Consider the following 16,923-nt stretch of genomic DNA (forward strand, 5'->3'; position numbering starts at 1 on the left):
AGTTACAAGCATCCGCAAACGCCTGAAGGGTTACCTCTAAGAAGGCAACTTGTTCAGGCGTTGGTTGGAGTTTTACAACTATCGTGAGAACTTGTTTCATAGCTAAATTATACGACCTAGTGGGACAGGGATTGAAAATACCTCAGGGATTGACCCTTCGTATTTTCCGCTATCCCCCTACCTCTTACTTCGTTGAAGAGGTAGCCCCTCGCGATTCAGGTGGCAACTGGGGGGGTGACTCAACCCACGCTGATATTAGAGGTGCATATTGAGTCTACCAAGGTCTTGTGTGAGTGCAAAATCCAGTTAAGGTTAAGAGTTGTAAATTTGCTTAAACTTTCTTCATGTTTTTAAGGGAACAGGGAACAGGAAATCTGCACCTGAAACCCCCGAAACCCTTGTGCACCTTTGATCCCTGATGTCCCATCTCCTCTGCCTTCGTAAAAAGGGACACGACTATAGCCATGCCCCTAATTACTAGATAAAAGACCGTTTAGTACCGAAGCACTAACCGTTAAGCCTCTTCAGCTTCAACGCGACCGTAAAAAATCCCTCGAATCAGGACTTCTTCAGGTTCTTCTTCAGCACCAAGGTCAGTATCAGCAGTCTGTTCGCTCTCAAAGGTTCCAGCAATTTCACCGGTGAAGCTATCAACCTTAGAAACTTGGAGAGACATCTCACCTGATCGGGTCTCTACGCGCTTAACGTTAGCCCGAACGAATTCCTCTTCATCCGCTTTGGAAGGCAGCGCTACCGCATTATCATAGCCAGAGGCGACGCCACGACCTTTAGGATCGAGGAACACAGAACCCCGGTAAGACGGAACCTTAAACTCCCCTTCAAAGTCCGTAGACGTATTCACGCTAGTCATGTTGGGCTCAGTTGTGGCAACCAAACTTTTAATCGTGAACATGAAAGGAACTTGTTCGCCCCCAGGTAACTGTACTGTGATGGCTTGAAAGTCAATGCCATCCTCTTCCATAAAGACAAGGCTGCCATTTTCTGCTTGCTTTAATGCACCTTCTACTTGATCGAGGCTAGAGGTAGCCCTAGTCAGTAATTTACCAGGGATATATTCTACCTCTCTGCGCTTATTCGTCGGTTCTTCCTTGACAAAGAAGCTAGTTGGCTGTAAGCACAGTTCGACAATTCGATAGGACTTACCAGACTCAATGGGAATAGAACCACGAGTTGTTTCCGAGAGTTGGGGACATAGATTCGCTAAGCCTGTATTTCTAATTTGGTCGTAGGTCAATTGATCAGGACTAGTCGCTGTTGCTGCATCTGAACAAGCCGTTAAAACCCCCAGACACAATGCCAAAAAGGCAACAATAAATGCACGATACCTCATGGTCAACCTCAATCGTCAATCTCTAAAGAAAGAAAAAATTTTTTATGGTGATTCGTGAATCAGGCTGTGGTTCATGACATCCTCCCTCACGCTGATCTAAAGATTATAGTGAGAGTCTTCTCGCCGATTCAGATAAAACCTCAACTATGCTCAACTTATGGTCAACATCAGGCTTGTTTGTGCCAGCCTAATTTATACCCCTAGGGTTGCTTTGGGGAGTTGACACCGTGGTATAGTTTTGGTCACACGCTGGTTATCGGCGATCGCGAAAGTAGATTGAACGATGGCTCACTTAAGCCGTGTTTCCTACATGATGCCGAAAGCGTGAACCTTAGCTTTTCTCGCTTCATTGTACACGGGAAGCGACACTTTTACGCTTTCAATCAAGCGGGTGGCAAGAAACAACTAAGATTGACAGGGGTAGGATGAATTTGAGTAATGAGTTAGATACCCAGACGCTACAGGTCAAATTGCCAGCTCTAAAGACGGAGATTTGGGCGTTAGCCAATAGCCACCAAGGGGACACATTAACACTGCTAGCTCTGCTGCGGACGCTGGAAGAGGCGCACCGGGAGATTCGAGATAGCCTATTTCAGGACTCGTTACCCGACAATCGGCAAACTCTGTATGCGCTGCTCAAAGATATTGAAGAATTAGGTGGCTGGCCCTATGTGGCGCGGATGAAGCTGCGATCGCTGCTGACGAATTTTCCGGAAGCGTTTTCTGAGGATGAATCCAAAGAAAATGCTTAAGCTGCGGGGGTGCGGGGGTCGTAGAGACTTCTGGTGGAACTATGGCAAGGAGGAGGGACTAAATGATGTTGTTTCAACAAGACAGTTGGCGCAACAGGTGCTAAGATCCAGCCGTCAGTCTTAGCAGTTTATCTTATCAAATCTTCTTATTCTTGAGCAGTGAGTATGGATGAAATTAAGTTTGGCACAGACGGCTGGCGAGGTGTGATCGCCGCCGATTTTACCTTTGAGCGTGTAGCGTTAGTCGCGACAGCCGCTACTCAAATCCTCGCTGATATTTATGGCAAAACCAGCGGTAGCCGTACCGTGGTTGTCGGTTATGATCGGCGCTTTATGGCGGAAACTTTTGCTAAAAAGACGGCGGAGGTTGTCCAATCCTTAGGATTTGATGTGTTGCTTTCTCGGGGTTACGCGCCAACCCCAGCATTTAGCTGGGCAGCAAATCATCAGAATGCTCTAGGTGCTTTGGTTCTAACGGCTAGCCATAACCCAGCCAGTTACCTGGGATTAAAAGTGAAGGGGGCATTTGGTGGATCAGTTCCGCCAGAAATTACCCAAAAAATTGAAGCCCAACTTGCTCAACAACCAGCCTCAGCGCAAACACCAGGTAAAATTCAATTCTTCGATCCCTGGTCAAGTTATTGTGATGCTCTGCGCTCAAAGGTGAATTTGGCTAGTATTCAGAACCTGATTACTCAAGGCAAATTAACTGTCTTTGCCGATGTCATGCACGGCGCAGCAGCAGGAGGCTTGAGCAAAATTTTGAATGTACCGATCCAGGAACTCAATAGCTCCCGTGATCCCTTATTTGGTGGCGGTGCGCCTGAACCTTTACCCCGTTACCTTTCTCAACTCTTCCGCAGCATCCGTACCCACCGACGGCAAGCAGAGGCAGATTTACGGGTAGGATTAGTCTTTGACGGAGATAGCGATCGCATCGCGGCGGTGGATGGACAAGGCAATTTCCTGAGTTCTCAAATTCTCATCCCGATTCTGATTGAACATCTAGCATCTCGGCGGCAATGGACGGGGGAAGTGGTAAAAACGATTAGTGGTTCGGATCTAATTCCCAAAGTTGCCCAGCTTTATCAATTGCCCCTCTACGAAACCCCCATTGGTTACAAATATATCGCCGATCGCATGCTCTCTACCCAAGTCTTGCTAGGTGGTGAAGAATCGGGTGGAATTGGTTATGGGACTCATATCCCAGAACGGGATGCTTTACTCTCCGCCCTGTATCTATTGGAAGCGATCGCGGAATCGAATATGGATTTAAGCCAACTTTACCAAGGCTTACAAGAGCAAACAGGCTATACCTCAGTTTATGATCGCATTGATTTACATCTAGCAGGTATGGAAGAGCGATCGCGCCTACTTAACCAACTGCAAACCCAACCTCCTACTGAGATTAATGGTCAAGCAGTTGTTGATTGTCAGACAATCGACGGGTATAAATTCCGCTTAGCTAATGGTAGCTGGTTACTGATTCGGTTCAGTGGCACCGAACCTGTTTTACGCCTTTACTGTGAAGCCTCGACTCCAGAACAAGTTCGCCAAACCCTCAGTTGGGCAAAAGATTGGGCAAAATGACAAATGACCAAACTAATTGTTGCCACTGGAAATCCAGGTAAATTACGGGAGATGCAGGCATATCTCGATGATTTGCCATGGGAATTGCAGCTTAAGCCACCGGAAATTGAGATTGAGGAAACTGGCGATTCCTTTGTGGCTAATGCTCGTCTTAAGGCGTTAGGGGTAGCCCAAGCGACAGGTCAATGGTCGATCGCAGATGATTCTGGCTTGGAAGTGGATGCTTTAAACGGAGCGCCTGGTATTTATTCAGCACGTTATGGGAAAACGGATGCTGAACGGATTGAGCGGTTGCTGTCTGAACTGGGAGATACGTCTCATCGGGGGGCGCAATTTGTTTGTGCGATCGCGATGGCTCGTCCTAATGGCACAATCGCAACAGAAGTGGAGGGCGTGTGTCGAGGTGAAATTCTCAAGGCTCCCCTGGGTACAGGTGGCTTTGGCTATGATCCGATTTTTTATGTGCCAGAACAGGGATTGACGTTTGCCCAAATGACTCCACAACTGAAGCGACGCTACAGCCACCGTGGTAAAGCCTTTAAATTACTCCTCCCCCAGTTCAACCAACTTTTATGAATTATGAATTAGAAAACTTAATTTTTAATCCATAATTCATAAGTTAGGTTAAACAGCTTCCAGATTCCGTTCACCTGTCCTGATCCGGACAATTTCCTCGACGGGACTGATGAAGATTTTCCCGTCGCCAATTTCACCCGTGCGAGCAGCAGCAATAACTTTGTCTACTACCATATTGACTTGGGCATCTTCGACGACAATCTCCACCTTGAGCTTTTGTAGGAACTCAACGGTGTATTCAGAACCTCGATAACGCTCGGTTTGACCTTTTTGGCGTCCAAATCCTCGAACTTCTGAAACCGTCATCCCTACAATTCCAGCGTTGACCAAGGCGATTTTAACTTCATCGAGCTTAAAGGGTCGAATAATCGCTTCTACCTTTTTCAAGATTCTAGCTCCTCACTTACGTTTCTTTATATGTACCAGACCAGCATGACACGATGAACTACGGCGACTTACTTCGTTGAAGTCGCTGTTTCTGACGTTTCTTCGCCGATGGCTGCTTCATACTTCCGTATGCAGTAGAGCTAGGCGACTCGGCGTCTAAAGAGGACAGTTCCTGCCCCCTTGCCCAAATCTCGTTGACTTGAGCAGCATTTACGTCTCTATCCTCAACATGATTACAGTCGGGATTAGAGCAAACATGAACTCTATCTGCTAAGGTCTTGGGAGTCAGTTCCCAGCACTTAGCACATCGCTGAGTAGGTTTGAGTTTCTGTGTTGGTGACTCGACATAGAAGCCATTAGCTTCAGCCGCTTTATAGCTTAACAAGTCTCCAATCATACCAAAACCAACGTCAAGGATAGACCGATTTAATCCAGCTTTCTGTAGTTTTCGTTTACCCTTCTTGGCTTTGCCTGTCATTTTTTTGACATTTAGCTGTTCACCAGCGATTAGGCTATTACTGCTGACTATATCGCTGGTTGTCTTGTGCAGCCAATCTTGCCGCTGTCGGGTGACTTTCCGTTGGAGTTGAGAAACTCTCTTCCATTCCTTTTTCCAGCGTCTTGAGGCTTTAACTTTCTTGTTCCTGTTAGGGGTTCTCTTGCGTCTCAAACGCTTTGAAGCCACCTTGACCTTTTTATGTCCCTCCTTAATAAAGTCTGGTTTAGGAATTTTCTCACCAGTCGAAAGAGTTATCGCGTCTTTACAACCCAAATCTATTCCAATAGAACCTGTACCCGTTTGACGAGTTGGTTCACATTGTACAGTTATTGATGCATACCATTTACCATTCCTAAAGAAAATTGTACAGGTTGTTGGAATTCCCCATGTCCTGGCTTTACCTCGGGTATAAATTTTCTCTCCCAAGTCTCTCAGCTCTAGATGACCATTTTTGCCATTTGAGGAGACCCGCCAACTTTGTTTATTAGGATATGTCCAACCTGCATATCGTCGTTTGGCTTTAAATTTGGGATATTTACCCAAACCCTTAAAAAAACGTTGATAGGCTATATCGACACGTTTTAATGTAGCTTGTAACGTCTGAGAACCTAATTCTGCATACTCAACCCAAACTTTTTTAAACTCAGGCAAACAGTTCTGTTGTTCAAAATAATCAACAGAATGACCAAAGTGTTTGTACTGTGTCCTACGGTTTGCAATAGCCGCATTGTATAGGTCACAGTGCATTTTTCTTGTCCAATGGAGTTTGTCGCATTGGGAGTTATTTGGATAAAGTCTGAAAGTCACTCGACGTGTTAGCATCTTCTATCCAGCTCCGGCTTACTTCATTGAGGTTCCGGAGATAATCGCGATTTAGTATTACACTCCCATCAATGAAGTTTTTGTAACATTGAATACAGTTGTTTGCAGTGTCGTATGCATTGCCCGTCGCCAATCGCCAATTCCCAGACGGTCAACACTCGCTCAGGGCAGGTTGAGTTGTAGTGAAACCCGCCCCGACAAACTATGCCTTCAGTCGTCAAGGGTCAAAACTCTCGCACTTCCCCAATTCTCAGGCTACAGTGGTCGATCGCCAAACTTTTGATTAAAATGAGAAATATATCACAAGGGGCCTTAATGGTTTCGACGTGTTGGTCAAAGCCAACCCGTGATACAGGTCGAGAGTGAGTCTTCTCTCGTAAATACTGGACTCAAAAAAAAGTAACTGCGAACAACATCGTTCCTTTTGCTCGTAAGGCAGCTCCTGTAGCCGCTTAAACACCTCTTATAGGTTCGAGCGTTCTTAGTCTGACTCCGTTAAGGGCTAAGAACACAACCCCAACGGATGCGCTGGTTAGCTGTCTTTGGTCGGCTGGCTAGCAAAGAACTCAACCAAAGCATCCCACCATCCGGGATAATGGATGGTTCCCGCTCTGAGGATTAGAAGGGCTAAGCCTGTGAATGATCGATAGGTAAATAGCCAATGCGGACACGGGTTCAATTCCCGTAGGCTCCACTTTCCATCCCAATTCAATTTTCAGATGCAATAAAACCCCTTCATCTAGCATGAAGGGGTTTTTATATTTGCCATGGGTCGATTATTTTTTCATTATTTACAATTCATCATTCAGATTATCCGGATGAATGCCTTGATGACAGAAAAAGGTAATCAAACGACTTCCAGCCTTTGTCAATTCACTCGCCAATTGTTGCGGTCAGATGAATGAACTCCAAACTCAGGCTTTGGTGTTCATTCAATAATGATGTTGGAGGTAAGGATGCTAGGATTTGACCGCCCACGAGAAGGGAATTAATCCTATCCAACCAAATCCCTTACTCTGGAGTACCTCATCCTTAAAATATGTAAACAACCACGAGCAAGAGCAAGTTATGGTAATGCGACCTACGTATGGTAATGGTTTTATTGATAGCTCAACCATTGAACTTTCTCAAGAAGGATTGCGGTCTATTCTGAATCAGATTGAGGCAGAATTGATCGATAGTGAAGTTTACCGCCGCACAATGGCTGGGTTACAGACGATGTTAGGAGAAGCATCAAGTAACGCCCATATTCTAGTCAAGGCGGTTGGGCGAGAAGCCGTAAGGTTGACGTTTCAAGAATTTGCGAGACAGTATAAGGTTGTTCCTGTGGCTCCTGTGGCTTCTGCAGAAATGAATCAACCGACAGAAGAACAGGAGTTGGAGATTCCCCAAACCGAAGAGACGGAATGTCCCATGGGTTCTGGAGAAACAATGTCCCATCCTGTTGAGACAAATCTATCGCCCAGTTTAGTGAATAGAGAGATTGGAGAAACTAAATCGCGCAAGAAACTCACCAAAGCAAAATTAGCCGAGCAAAAGCTTACCCTAGAGCGGGAAGAGGTGTTGTTACAAATCGGTCACCAACTGCGACGAGCGCGTAAATCCCGCTCTTTGAGCCTTCAGCAACTACATCGCCAAACCTTAGTACCCATTCATCAAATTGAAGCATTAGAAACGGGACATCTAGCTCAGCTACCAGAGGATATTTATATTCGTGGTTTCATTCGTCGGCTTGGTTATGCTCTAGGGTTAGATGGTGTAGCATTAGCCTTGTCTTTGCCAGAAACTGATCCGGTCAAGTCTGTGGTTCCTTCCTGGTATAAAGACCCATCAGCTACAGGGTTTCATCTTAAATCTGTTCATTTATATCTAGGTTACGCCACATTGATTGCAGGAGCGGTGGGAGGACTCAACTGGATGTCGAACCAACAATCTGCACCACAAAACACCACGGAACCTGAACCTGTTCCTTCTGGTCAAAACTCTATTTCTCCGCAAGCTGAAAATACCAAATCTACCCATAAGCCTGGGATTAAATCAAGCAAAATCGGTGTAAAAGCAGGAGCCGATATTGCTCCCCCTGAGGCATTTCCGGTTTAGGAAGACTCCAGAATAGAGAAGATTGTAGAGATGTAAGGCGTGGAACGTCTGAAAGATGGGGAAGCTTTATAGACTCTTTGCCAATTCCTCACCAACTCCTAACACATATCTATCTGACAGAAGCCCTGTAGTCAGAATAGTGAGATAGAAACATTAAATAAGACTCGGCTACTAAGAGCTTACCTTGTAATTCAATACCGAATCACAAGCCCCTTGGAAGCGCGATCCTCCGGAAACCCGTTCTCATACCACTTAGATAAGCACTAAGTGCCAAATTATGCTGGTTTAGTTGAGGCAAATAAACTCAACGCCGAACGGTTTTTGGGGCGCAAATATTGTCACCTAAAGGTTCAAACTGAACCGGGAAATTCCTGAGATTTCCGGAAACAGAAAGAACATGAGTTGATCATGGCAATTTAACTGAACTACATAGTGTTTCCTTAACAATTTTCAGCAATCTTACCCTTTTAAAAACGTGACTTACTTAATCTGTACTTGTGATATATTGCACGAGCAAATTTATCCATTAAGTTTGGGAGCGAATACAATTGGGCGGGAAGAGGATAACAGTATTGTGGTTGACCATAGCTATCTTTCCCGCTACCATGCTCAGATTTTGCTCTCCCCTGACGGTGTGATACTTCGGGATCTCAATAGTCTCAATGGTACATTCGTCAATGAGTTTAAAGTGGAGCAATGTAAACTTCAGGATGGAGATTCTATTCGTTTAGGAGATGTATCCTTCAAATTTGTCGAGCAAATCCCTAAGGTAGAAGAAACTGGATCATCAGACACCGATACTGAAATTTCAATTATTAAGCAAGTTTCCCCAGAAAAAACGCGAATTACAATTACTGACTTATTGCAACCCGATAAGTCAGAAAACTCTATTATTAAACTGAGGCAACGGGATGCTCATCAACGAACCGTTGATAAACTGCAAATTTTACTGGAAGTCAGTAAACAACTGTCTTCTCCCGAAGAACCCAATAAATTGCTGCAAAAAATCGTCGATTTGCTGTTTGAAATCATGCATATTGACCGCGCCACAATTTTGATGGTAAATGAAACCAGTGGTATTCTGGAACAAAAAGCCGTAAACTGGCGCTCCGGGATTCCGGCTGAAGATAATTTTTACAGTAGTAAAATTACTAATTTTGTCTGCAATCAGGGGAATGCAATTCTCACAGACGATGCTCGTAAAGACACCTTATTTAACGATTCAATATCTATTGTTAAACAAGGGATTCATGCGGCAATGTGTGTTCCACTTAAACCTGCAAATGAGGTGATCGGGGTATTGTATGTGGATAATTTGTCAATGACGGATATCTACTCCGATGAGGATTTGGAGTTTTTAACCTGTCTGGCGAACCAAGCCGCGATCGCGATCGAAAATTCCCGCCTCTATAAGAAGATGCAGGAACAGGAAGTGATGCGGGCAAAGTTAGAACGATTCTTTCCCCAATCGGTGAGTCGCAAGTTACGGGAAGAAGGAAATTTAGCCACGGTAGAGACGGAAGTAACTGCCTTGTTTGCCGATATTAGCAACTATACGCAAATGTCGGCGGAAATGGAACCGCATCAAGTGGTGGAAATGCTGAATGAGTATTTTCAGATCATTGTTGAAGAGATTGTTTTCCCTTACGAAGGAACCTTAGAAAAGTATATCGGTGATGGAATTTTAGCCATTTGGGGCGCACCTTATCGCCAACCCAATGATGTGGATTTAGCGGTACAGGCAGCGATTGAAATGCAATGGGCGGTTTCCCGTTTAAATCAAAAATGGATTCGAGAAAACCGACGAGCCATTCAGATTCACATTGGTTTGAATACTGGTACGGTTGCGGCTGGAAATATCGGTTCTAAAAATCTAATTCAATATGCCACGATTGGTGATACGACAAATATGAGCAGTCGAATTTGTGACGTGGCTCAAGCCGGGGAAATTTTAATGGCTCAAAGTACATTTGAGAAGCTGGGTGATCCGAGTATTCCCCTAGAAAAAATACCACCTGTTTGGGTGAAGGGTAAGACTTCGCCTTTACATCTCTATCGGGTTTTGTGGGAACAATATAACGCAACGGACGTACTGTGTGAGAATTTTGATCTAGTGACCGCAGTTAAAGGACTTTGACACTCTCCCTTCTGGAAGAAGGAATATTCTATAGAAATTTCGTTCCATATATCCCGATAAACGGGTTCCCAGGCACACAACGTGGAGCGTTTATAGCGCTAAAGCGCTTACTACAAACTTACTACAAGCATTAAAACCGTTCCACATCCTTAAACTGGGCTGACTTTTGAGCATTGGCGGCTTCCCCACAGGTGCGAGGGGTAGGAAATACCTTTCCCGGATTCGCCAAGCCTTTGGGATTAAACACCTGATTAATCCATTTCATAGTCTCCAAATCCACCTCACTAAACATATCGGGCATAAAACAGTTCTTATCTGCACCAATCCCATGTTCCCCCGAAATACTCCCACCAGCATTCACACAAAGTCGCAGAATTTCTCCCCCTAATTTTTCTACCTGCTCAAATGCACCGGGAATCGATTCATCATAAAGAATCAGAGGATGCAAATTGCCATCCCCAGCATGAAAAACATTGGCAATCCGATAACCATACTTTTCACTTAAGGCTTCAACTTCTTTAAGTACCTGCGCTAACTGCGTCCGAGGAATCACCCCATCTTGGACAAAATAATTGGGACTCAGATGTCCCGCCGCCGCAAATGCGGCTTTGCGTCCTTTCCATAGTTTTAACCGCGTTTCTGGGTCACTGGCTGTGGTAATGGTTCGCGCTCCATTCTGTTGACACAGTTGAGTCACTCGCTTTTTGTTGGTGCTTACTTCTACCTCTAACCCATCCAGTTCCACCAATAAAATTGCTCCCGCATCTCTGGGATAACACCCTGTCGCGACTACATCTTCTACCGCATTAATGCTGAGATTATCCATCATTTCCATTCCCCCTGGAATAATCCCCGCACCAATAATATCGGCAACGGCTGCACCGGCAGCTTCTATACTGGTAAAATCAGCAAGAACTACACAGATGGATTCTGGGGTTTTGAGAATTCGCAGTGTAATTTCTGTCGCAATTCCCAGGGTGCCTTCTGAACCAACAAATACCCCGGTTAAATCATATCCTGGCATTTCGGGAATGGTGCCACCAACATCCACAATTGACCCATCAGGAATCACCAGTTTTAAGCCTAAAACATGGTTTGTGGTTACGCCATATTTGAGACAATGAACCCCGCCAGAGTTTTCGGCAACATTACCCCCAATCGAGCAAATAATTTGACTGGAGGGGTCTGGGGCATAATAGAATCCTGCACCACTTACGGCTTGGGTAACCCAGTTGTTGATGACTCCAGGTTGAACAACAATTCGTTGATTATCGAGGTCAATATCAAGGATACGCTTCATTAATGCGGTGACGATTAAGACGCAATCTTCCACTGGTAAAGCACCACCTGATAAGCCTGTGCCTGCACCTCGCGCCACCCAAGGGATATTATAGCGATCGCACAGTTTAACAGCAGCAGCAACTTGTTCAGTGGTGCGGGGAAGTACCACCAACGCCGGACGTTGGCGATAACTGGGTAATCCATCACATTCGTAGGTGAGTAATTCCTCCTTGCGGCGAACCACACCGTTTTTACCAATAACTGCCTCAAATTCCTTGATAATGGGTTTCCAGTTCCGTTTGGGCTTGGCTTGGGTCAACATAGGTAGATTTCACGAGTACCGCTAGGGGAAAGTTAAACGTCAAACATTAAAAAGGGATTGATAAATTACTATTTTCAGGGAATCAAGGCTTTTATTTCAACCATGCATATCTTGCTTCATTAGTCAAGCCTTATTTTGACCAACTCTCCTAACCTTAACAATTCTCGCCCTGCGCCGTTTTAGAAGCGGTTAGTTTGAAGCAAAGGCGATAGATAGGAGTTTTCGGATTCTTGAGTCTCCTCCTCCTCATGTTCAGCTTGGATATTGCATCGTTCCGCGCTATAAACATAAACGCCACCCGTTTCAATTTTATAGACCCAAGCATGAATATTAATCAGACCCCGGTACAGTTTGGCATGAATCGAGGGATAGGTCTTCAGATTTTCAATCTGCGTTAAAACGTTCTCTTCAATCGTCGCATTCAATATGTCTTCCCCTTCAGAATCTTGATAGTTTTCCTGAATAATCCGGCGTGTCGCTTCCGCGTATTTTAACCAATCATGTACTAAAGGCATTTTCTCGGTTAGATTTCCCAGTTGTAGGAGTCCCTTCATCGCACCACAGTGAGAGTGACCGCAAACGATGATATGCTTAACTCCTAACGCTTCAACCGCATATTCAATCGCCGCTCCTTCTCCACCCGCCGTGGCACCATAAGGTGGAATAATGTTACCCACATTGCGAATAATAAACAGTTCTCCCGGTTCAGTTTGAGTAATCAGATTCGGATCAATCCGGGAGTCTGAACAGGTAATGAACAGAATTCTGGGGTGTTGTCCCTCACAAAGGCGTTCAAAGAGTTCTCGGTGGCTCGTGAAGTAGTGGGTTTGGAAGTTATGGACGCCTTTTAATAACTTTCGCATCAGACAATCATTCCTTATCGGGCGATAACACTATCACAGTTTAGGGGAAAGTTAGAGGTATGGGTAGGATGTTTTTCCGTAATGATCATCAAAGGATTCGATTTTTGCATCTCTTGCCGATTTCGACTCAAATTTGTATCAATTGATACTAAATAATTTTAGCGATCGCGTCAAGCCTTGATGCAATCCGATACTATTTCATTCTTGGTTTTCATTAAACCTATAGTGAAGGCACACTTATTTAGGGTTTATAGTAGGCGATGCAAGGGTTTATGGCGAAGACAGCGCAACTACAAACCTAGCTTAAGTTAATTGATACATTGTAGAGAAACTCCTGCACAAGCTGCCAAACTTTATCCACTAAATCTGGACTATCCGCATCAAACCATTGAATGTCTGGATACGCTCGAAACCAAGTTCCCTGACGCTTGGCAAATTGTCGCGTATGCACAACTGTTAACGCTTTTGCCTCGGAGAAAGACATCTCACCCATCAAATATTGTTTCATTTCCCGATATCCTAATGTATCCAAAAGCGGCAAATCCCAGCCATATTTATGCGCCAATGTTTTCACCTCTTCTACTAATCCGGCTGTCACCATCATTTCGATGCGCTTGGCAATACGGCGGGTGAGGGCGTCAGCGTCTTGACATTGCAAACCGATTGGAAGAATGGGATAATTCGGCGGATTTTCCCCTTGCTGCTCGGATATGGGGCGTCCGGTGATGTAAAATACTTCTAATGCCCGTAATGTTCTCACTTGATCATGGGGATGAATTTTCTCAGCCGCCCTGGGATCGACTTGTTGCAATAACCCATAGCATTGAGTTTGACCTAAAATGGAAAGCTGCGATCGCAAGTCTTCATTGGGTGCAACTCGGGGAATCTTTAATCCCCGGACTATCGCTTTAATATACAAACCCGTACCCCCCACCAGTAATAGGGGCGAAGGGAGAGACGCAATCAACTCCTGGGCTTGTTCCTGATAGTCGGCTACTGTTAATGTTTCAGTGGGAGCGCAGATATCAATCAAGTAATGGGGGACTATCTGTCGTTCGGCTACTGAAGGCTTAGCCGTGCCAATATCAAACTCCCGGTAAACTTGACGGGAATCCGCGCTTAATATTACGGTATTTAATCGCTGCGCTAATTCTAACGCCAGCCCCGACTTCCCTGTCGCCGTCGCCCCACCAATCACAATGAGTTGGGGATATTTGTCATTTGTCATTTGTCATTCGTTAAATTTTTCCTGTGCTCCTCTGCCCAACCCCAAGTCCAGTCTATCCCCTCTATAAATATCTCTTCAGACTAGCCTGTAGCCGCCTATAACCCTTTTGTGTTAGAATTTTCGAGTGTTTTGTCATTTTAAAGCATATAAACCGCTCAAAGCGTTTACTGGAGAAGCCCTGATATGACAAGTAGCTACAGTGCCGATCAGATTCAAGTATTGGAAGGTCTCGAAGCGGTACGCAAGCGTCCGGGAATGTACATCGGTTCTACCGGTCCACGGGGACTCCATCATCTAGTTTACGAGGTTGTAGACAATTCGATTGATGAGGCGCTGGCTGGCTATTGCACTCATATCGAAGTTGACTTCAACGCCGATGGTTCCGTTAGCGTTACCGACGATGGACGGGGTATTCCCACAGATACTCATTCTAAGACCGGCAAATCAGCATTGGAAACAGTCATGACGGTGCTGCACGCCGGCGGTAAGTTTGGCGGCGGCGGTTATAAAGTGTCGGGCGGATTGCACGGGGTTGGGGTTTCTGTCGTCAACGCCCTCTCAGAATGGGTGGAAGTTACGGTTTGGCGAGAGAAACGGGTTCATACCCAGCGCTACGAACGCGGTATTGCGATGGGTGATTTGGTTGTCAAACCCGGTAAAGAAGATCGCACGGGGACAGCGGTTACATTCAAACCGGACACGCAAATCTTTAGCAATGGGATCGAGTTTGACTACTCTACGGTAGCAGGGCGGCTGCGAGAACTCGCCTATTTGAATGGCGGCGTGAGGATTACGTTTACAGATCACCGCATCTCTCCTGAACGCATCGACAGCTACCACTATGAGGGGGGTATCCAGGAATATGTAGCATATATGAACCGGGAGAAGGAACCCCTGCATCAAGAAATTATTTATGTTCAGGGTGAACGGAATAATGTGCAAGTGGAAGTGGCGCTGCAATGGTGCGTGGATGCTTACAGCGATAACCTACTGGGATTTGCCAACAATATCCGCACGATTGATGGCGGGACTCACTTAGAGGGATTAAAGACAGTTCTGACTCGGACATTAAACGCGATCGCACGTAAGCGGAATAAACTTAAAGACAGTGAGGCTAACCTCGGCGGCGAGAATGTTCGCGAAGGATTAACCGGCGTCATTTCCGTCAAAGTCCCTGATCCTGAATTTGAAGGACAAACCAAAACCAAACTAGGGAATACAGAAGTCCGAGGTATCGTTGATTCCCTGGTTGGCGAAGTGTTGACGGAGTACCTGGAATTTCGCCCTCAAGTGGCTGATTCTGTTTTAGAGAAAGCCATCCAAGCCTTTAAAGCCGCAGAAGCCGCACGTCGGGCGCGGGAGTTGGTACGGCGTAAGTCTGTATTGGAGTCGTCTCCCCTACCGGGTAAGTTAGCCGATTGCAGTTCCAGAGATCCCTCTGAATCGGAAATCTTCATCGTTGAGGGGGATAGTGCAGGCGGTTGTTTTGATGGCGATACGCTGGTGGCTTTAGCCGATGGGCGTTCTCTCAGCTTCAAAGACATTGTGGCGGAACAGGCGATGGGGAAAGAGCATTTTTGCTACACCATTCGCCATGATGGAACGATTGGGTTAGAGCGGATTATCAACCCTCGGATGACAAAGGCGAATGCCCAAGTGATTCAGGTGACACTGGATAATGGGGAAACACTGATTTGTACACCACATCACCCCTTTATGTTGCGAGATGGCAGCTACAAAGCCGCCGCCTTGCTCACCCATGAAGATTCCCTAATGCCCCTTTATCGCAAACTGTCGGACAAGAGTGAACCGGGGATTACCATTGACGGTTACGAGCTGACATGGAATCCTCGCTCCCATAGTTGGCTTTTTACCCACCTGTTAGCTGATTGGTATAACCGCTGGCAGGGTATCTATAAGTTAGGGGATGGAGATCACTGCCATCATCTTGATTTCAACAAACACAACAATAATCCCACTAATATCCGGCGTTTGGCGGCTGATGAACACTTGAAGCTGCATCGTCAACATTTAGAACATACCCTACATCGCCCTGATGTAGTGGATAAATGTCAGGCTACTCGTCGCACCGAAGAGTTCCGCGCCAAAATGAGTCAACGAATGCAGCAACCCCAAACGCGGCAAATTCTGTCGGAACAGGCAAAAGCCCAGTGGGATTCGGACACCTACAAAGCTTACATGGCGGCTAAATGGCGTGAGTTCTATAACAGCAACGAAAGCTATCGCTGTTCCAATCACCAACAACTCAACCAAGCACAGCAAGACTATTGGAGTGATGAAGCCAATCGTCTGGCTCAAGCTGAACGGGTTCATAACTATTTTGCCAATAATCCTGACGCACGGGAATCTCATTCCCAGCGAGCCAAGCAACAGTGGCAAGATGAGACTTTACTGGAATGGCGGCGAGAAAAGACACAGGAGCAATGGACACCTGAATTTCGCACCAAGCGTTTAGCCACATTGCACCAAACTTACTATCGCAAAACATTGGCAGCTCTAAAACAAATTGAAATTGAGCAAGGTCAACTGGATCTTAACGCCTACAATGCCTACCGCATCCAAACTCGTGATAAGTCGATGTTGCGATTTGACACGTTCTGTCAGCGTTATTTCCAGGGTGATGAAACCCTCGCTCGCGAAGCTGTTGCCAACTACAATCATCGGGTTGTTGCCATCGAACGCCTAGAAAAACGAGTGGATGTTTACGATATTGAAGTTCCCCACACCCATAACTTTGCCCTAGCCAGTGGCGTTTTTGTTCACAATAGTGCCAAACAAGGACGCGATCGCCAATTTCAAGCGATTCTACCTCTGCGGGGTAAAATTCTCAACATCGAGAAAACTGATGATGCCAAAATTTACAAGAACACAGAAATTCAGTCCCTGATTACGGCACTAGGTTTGGGTATCAAAGGTGAGGAGTTTGACCCTTCTAATCTGCGTTACCACCGCATCGTAATTATGAGTGTCGCCGGAGATGAACCCACTCTTGTC

The 16,923-nt window shown here is 45.7% G+C and carries 11 protein-coding genes, 1 other RNA gene and 1 pseudogene; 7 read left to right on the forward strand and 6 right to left on the reverse strand.

What is annotated here, in order from left to right; all coding sequences use genetic code 11:
- Nucleotides 1-514: 514 nt before the first annotated feature.
- Nucleotides 515-1,351, reverse strand: coding sequence for a photosystem II manganese-stabilizing polypeptide (gene psbO / locus RLO19_RS04355; protein ID WP_446354167.1), 837 nt, complete (start codon nt 1,349-1,351; stop codon nt 515-517).
- 425 nt (nt 1,352-1,776) lie between these two features.
- On the opposite strand from psbO, the gene RLO19_RS04360 reads away from it, so the two are divergent.
- The 3 genes from RLO19_RS04360 to rdgB all read left to right on the forward strand — a co-directional run bounded on the left by RLO19_RS04360 (nt 1,777) and on the right by rdgB (nt 4,269).
- Nucleotides 1,777-2,103 carry a hypothetical protein gene (locus RLO19_RS04360; RefSeq protein ID WP_446354169.1) on the forward strand — a complete coding sequence of 109 codons (327 nt, stop codon included), beginning with the start codon at nt 1,777-1,779 and terminating at the stop codon, nt 2,101-2,103.
- 165 nt (nt 2,104-2,268) lie between these two features.
- The gene (locus RLO19_RS04365; protein ID WP_446354170.1) at nt 2,269-3,693 is read left to right on the forward strand and encodes a phosphoglucomutase/phosphomannomutase family protein; all 1,425 of its coding nucleotides are present in this window, start codon (nt 2,269-2,271) and stop codon (nt 3,691-3,693) included.
- 3 nt (nt 3,694-3,696) lie between these two features.
- Nucleotides 3,697-4,269, forward strand: coding sequence for an RdgB/HAM1 family non-canonical purine NTP pyrophosphatase (rdgB, locus tag RLO19_RS04370; protein WP_446354171.1), 573 nt, complete (start codon nt 3,697-3,699; stop codon nt 4,267-4,269).
- A gap of 48 nt (nt 4,270-4,317) precedes the next feature.
- On the opposite strand, the gene RLO19_RS04375 is transcribed toward rdgB, so the two are convergent.
- Nucleotides 4,318-4,656: a P-II family nitrogen regulator gene (locus tag RLO19_RS04375; RefSeq protein WP_446354173.1), complete on the reverse strand. Its 339-nt coding sequence runs from the start codon at nt 4,654-4,656 to the stop codon at nt 4,318-4,320.
- Between the two features lie 58 nt (nt 4,657-4,714).
- Nucleotides 4,715-5,977, reverse strand: coding sequence for an RNA-guided endonuclease InsQ/TnpB family protein (locus RLO19_RS04380; RefSeq protein WP_446354175.1), 1,263 nt, complete (start codon nt 5,975-5,977; stop codon nt 4,715-4,717).
- A gap of 306 nt (nt 5,978-6,283) precedes the next feature.
- Here RLO19_RS04380 and ssrA point away from each other — a divergent pair.
- The 3 genes from ssrA (at nt 6,284) to RLO19_RS04395 (ending at nt 10,214) form a co-directional block, all read left to right on the forward strand.
- Nucleotides 6,284-6,674, forward strand: a transfer-messenger RNA (tmRNA) gene (gene ssrA / locus RLO19_RS04385).
- Between the two features lie 269 nt (nt 6,675-6,943).
- Nucleotides 6,944-8,077, forward strand: a complete 1,134-nt coding sequence (locus tag RLO19_RS04390; RefSeq protein WP_446354177.1) for a helix-turn-helix domain-containing protein — start codon at nt 6,944-6,946, stop codon at nt 8,075-8,077.
- 475 nt (nt 8,078-8,552) lie between these two features.
- Nucleotides 8,553-10,214 carry an adenylate/guanylate cyclase domain-containing protein gene (locus RLO19_RS04395; protein WP_446354179.1) on the forward strand — a complete coding sequence of 554 codons (1,662 nt, stop codon included), beginning with the start codon at nt 8,553-8,555 and terminating at the stop codon, nt 10,212-10,214.
- Nucleotides 10,215-10,344: 130 nt separating this feature from the next.
- On the opposite strand, the gene glcD is transcribed toward RLO19_RS04395, so the two are convergent.
- The 3 genes from glcD to miaA all read right to left on the reverse strand — a co-directional run bounded on the left by glcD (nt 10,345) and on the right by miaA (nt 13,908).
- Nucleotides 10,345-11,817, reverse strand: a complete 1,473-nt coding sequence (gene glcD / locus RLO19_RS04400) for a glycolate oxidase subunit GlcD (protein WP_446354181.1) — start codon at nt 11,815-11,817, stop codon at nt 10,345-10,347.
- 179 nt (nt 11,818-11,996) lie between these two features.
- A complete protein-coding gene (locus RLO19_RS04405) occupies nt 11,997-12,680 on the reverse strand; it encodes a carbonic anhydrase (RefSeq protein WP_446354183.1) in 684 nt (227 codons plus the stop codon).
- Between the two features lie 298 nt (nt 12,681-12,978).
- Nucleotides 12,979-13,908, reverse strand: coding sequence for a tRNA (adenosine(37)-N6)-dimethylallyltransferase MiaA (gene miaA / locus RLO19_RS04410; RefSeq protein WP_446354185.1), 930 nt, complete (start codon nt 13,906-13,908; stop codon nt 12,979-12,981).
- Between the two features lie 183 nt (nt 13,909-14,091).
- Here miaA and RLO19_RS04415 point away from each other — a divergent pair.
- Nucleotides 14,092-16,902: pseudogene (locus RLO19_RS04415) on the forward strand (ATP-binding protein); the annotation flags it as partial.
- Between the last annotated feature and the right edge of the window lie 21 nt (nt 16,903-16,923).

Source organism: Coleofasciculus sp. G2-EDA-02, assembly GCF_040226375.1.
In the GTDB taxonomy this organism is placed as follows: Bacteria; Cyanobacteriota; Cyanobacteriia; order Cyanobacteriales; family Coleofasciculaceae; genus Coleofasciculus.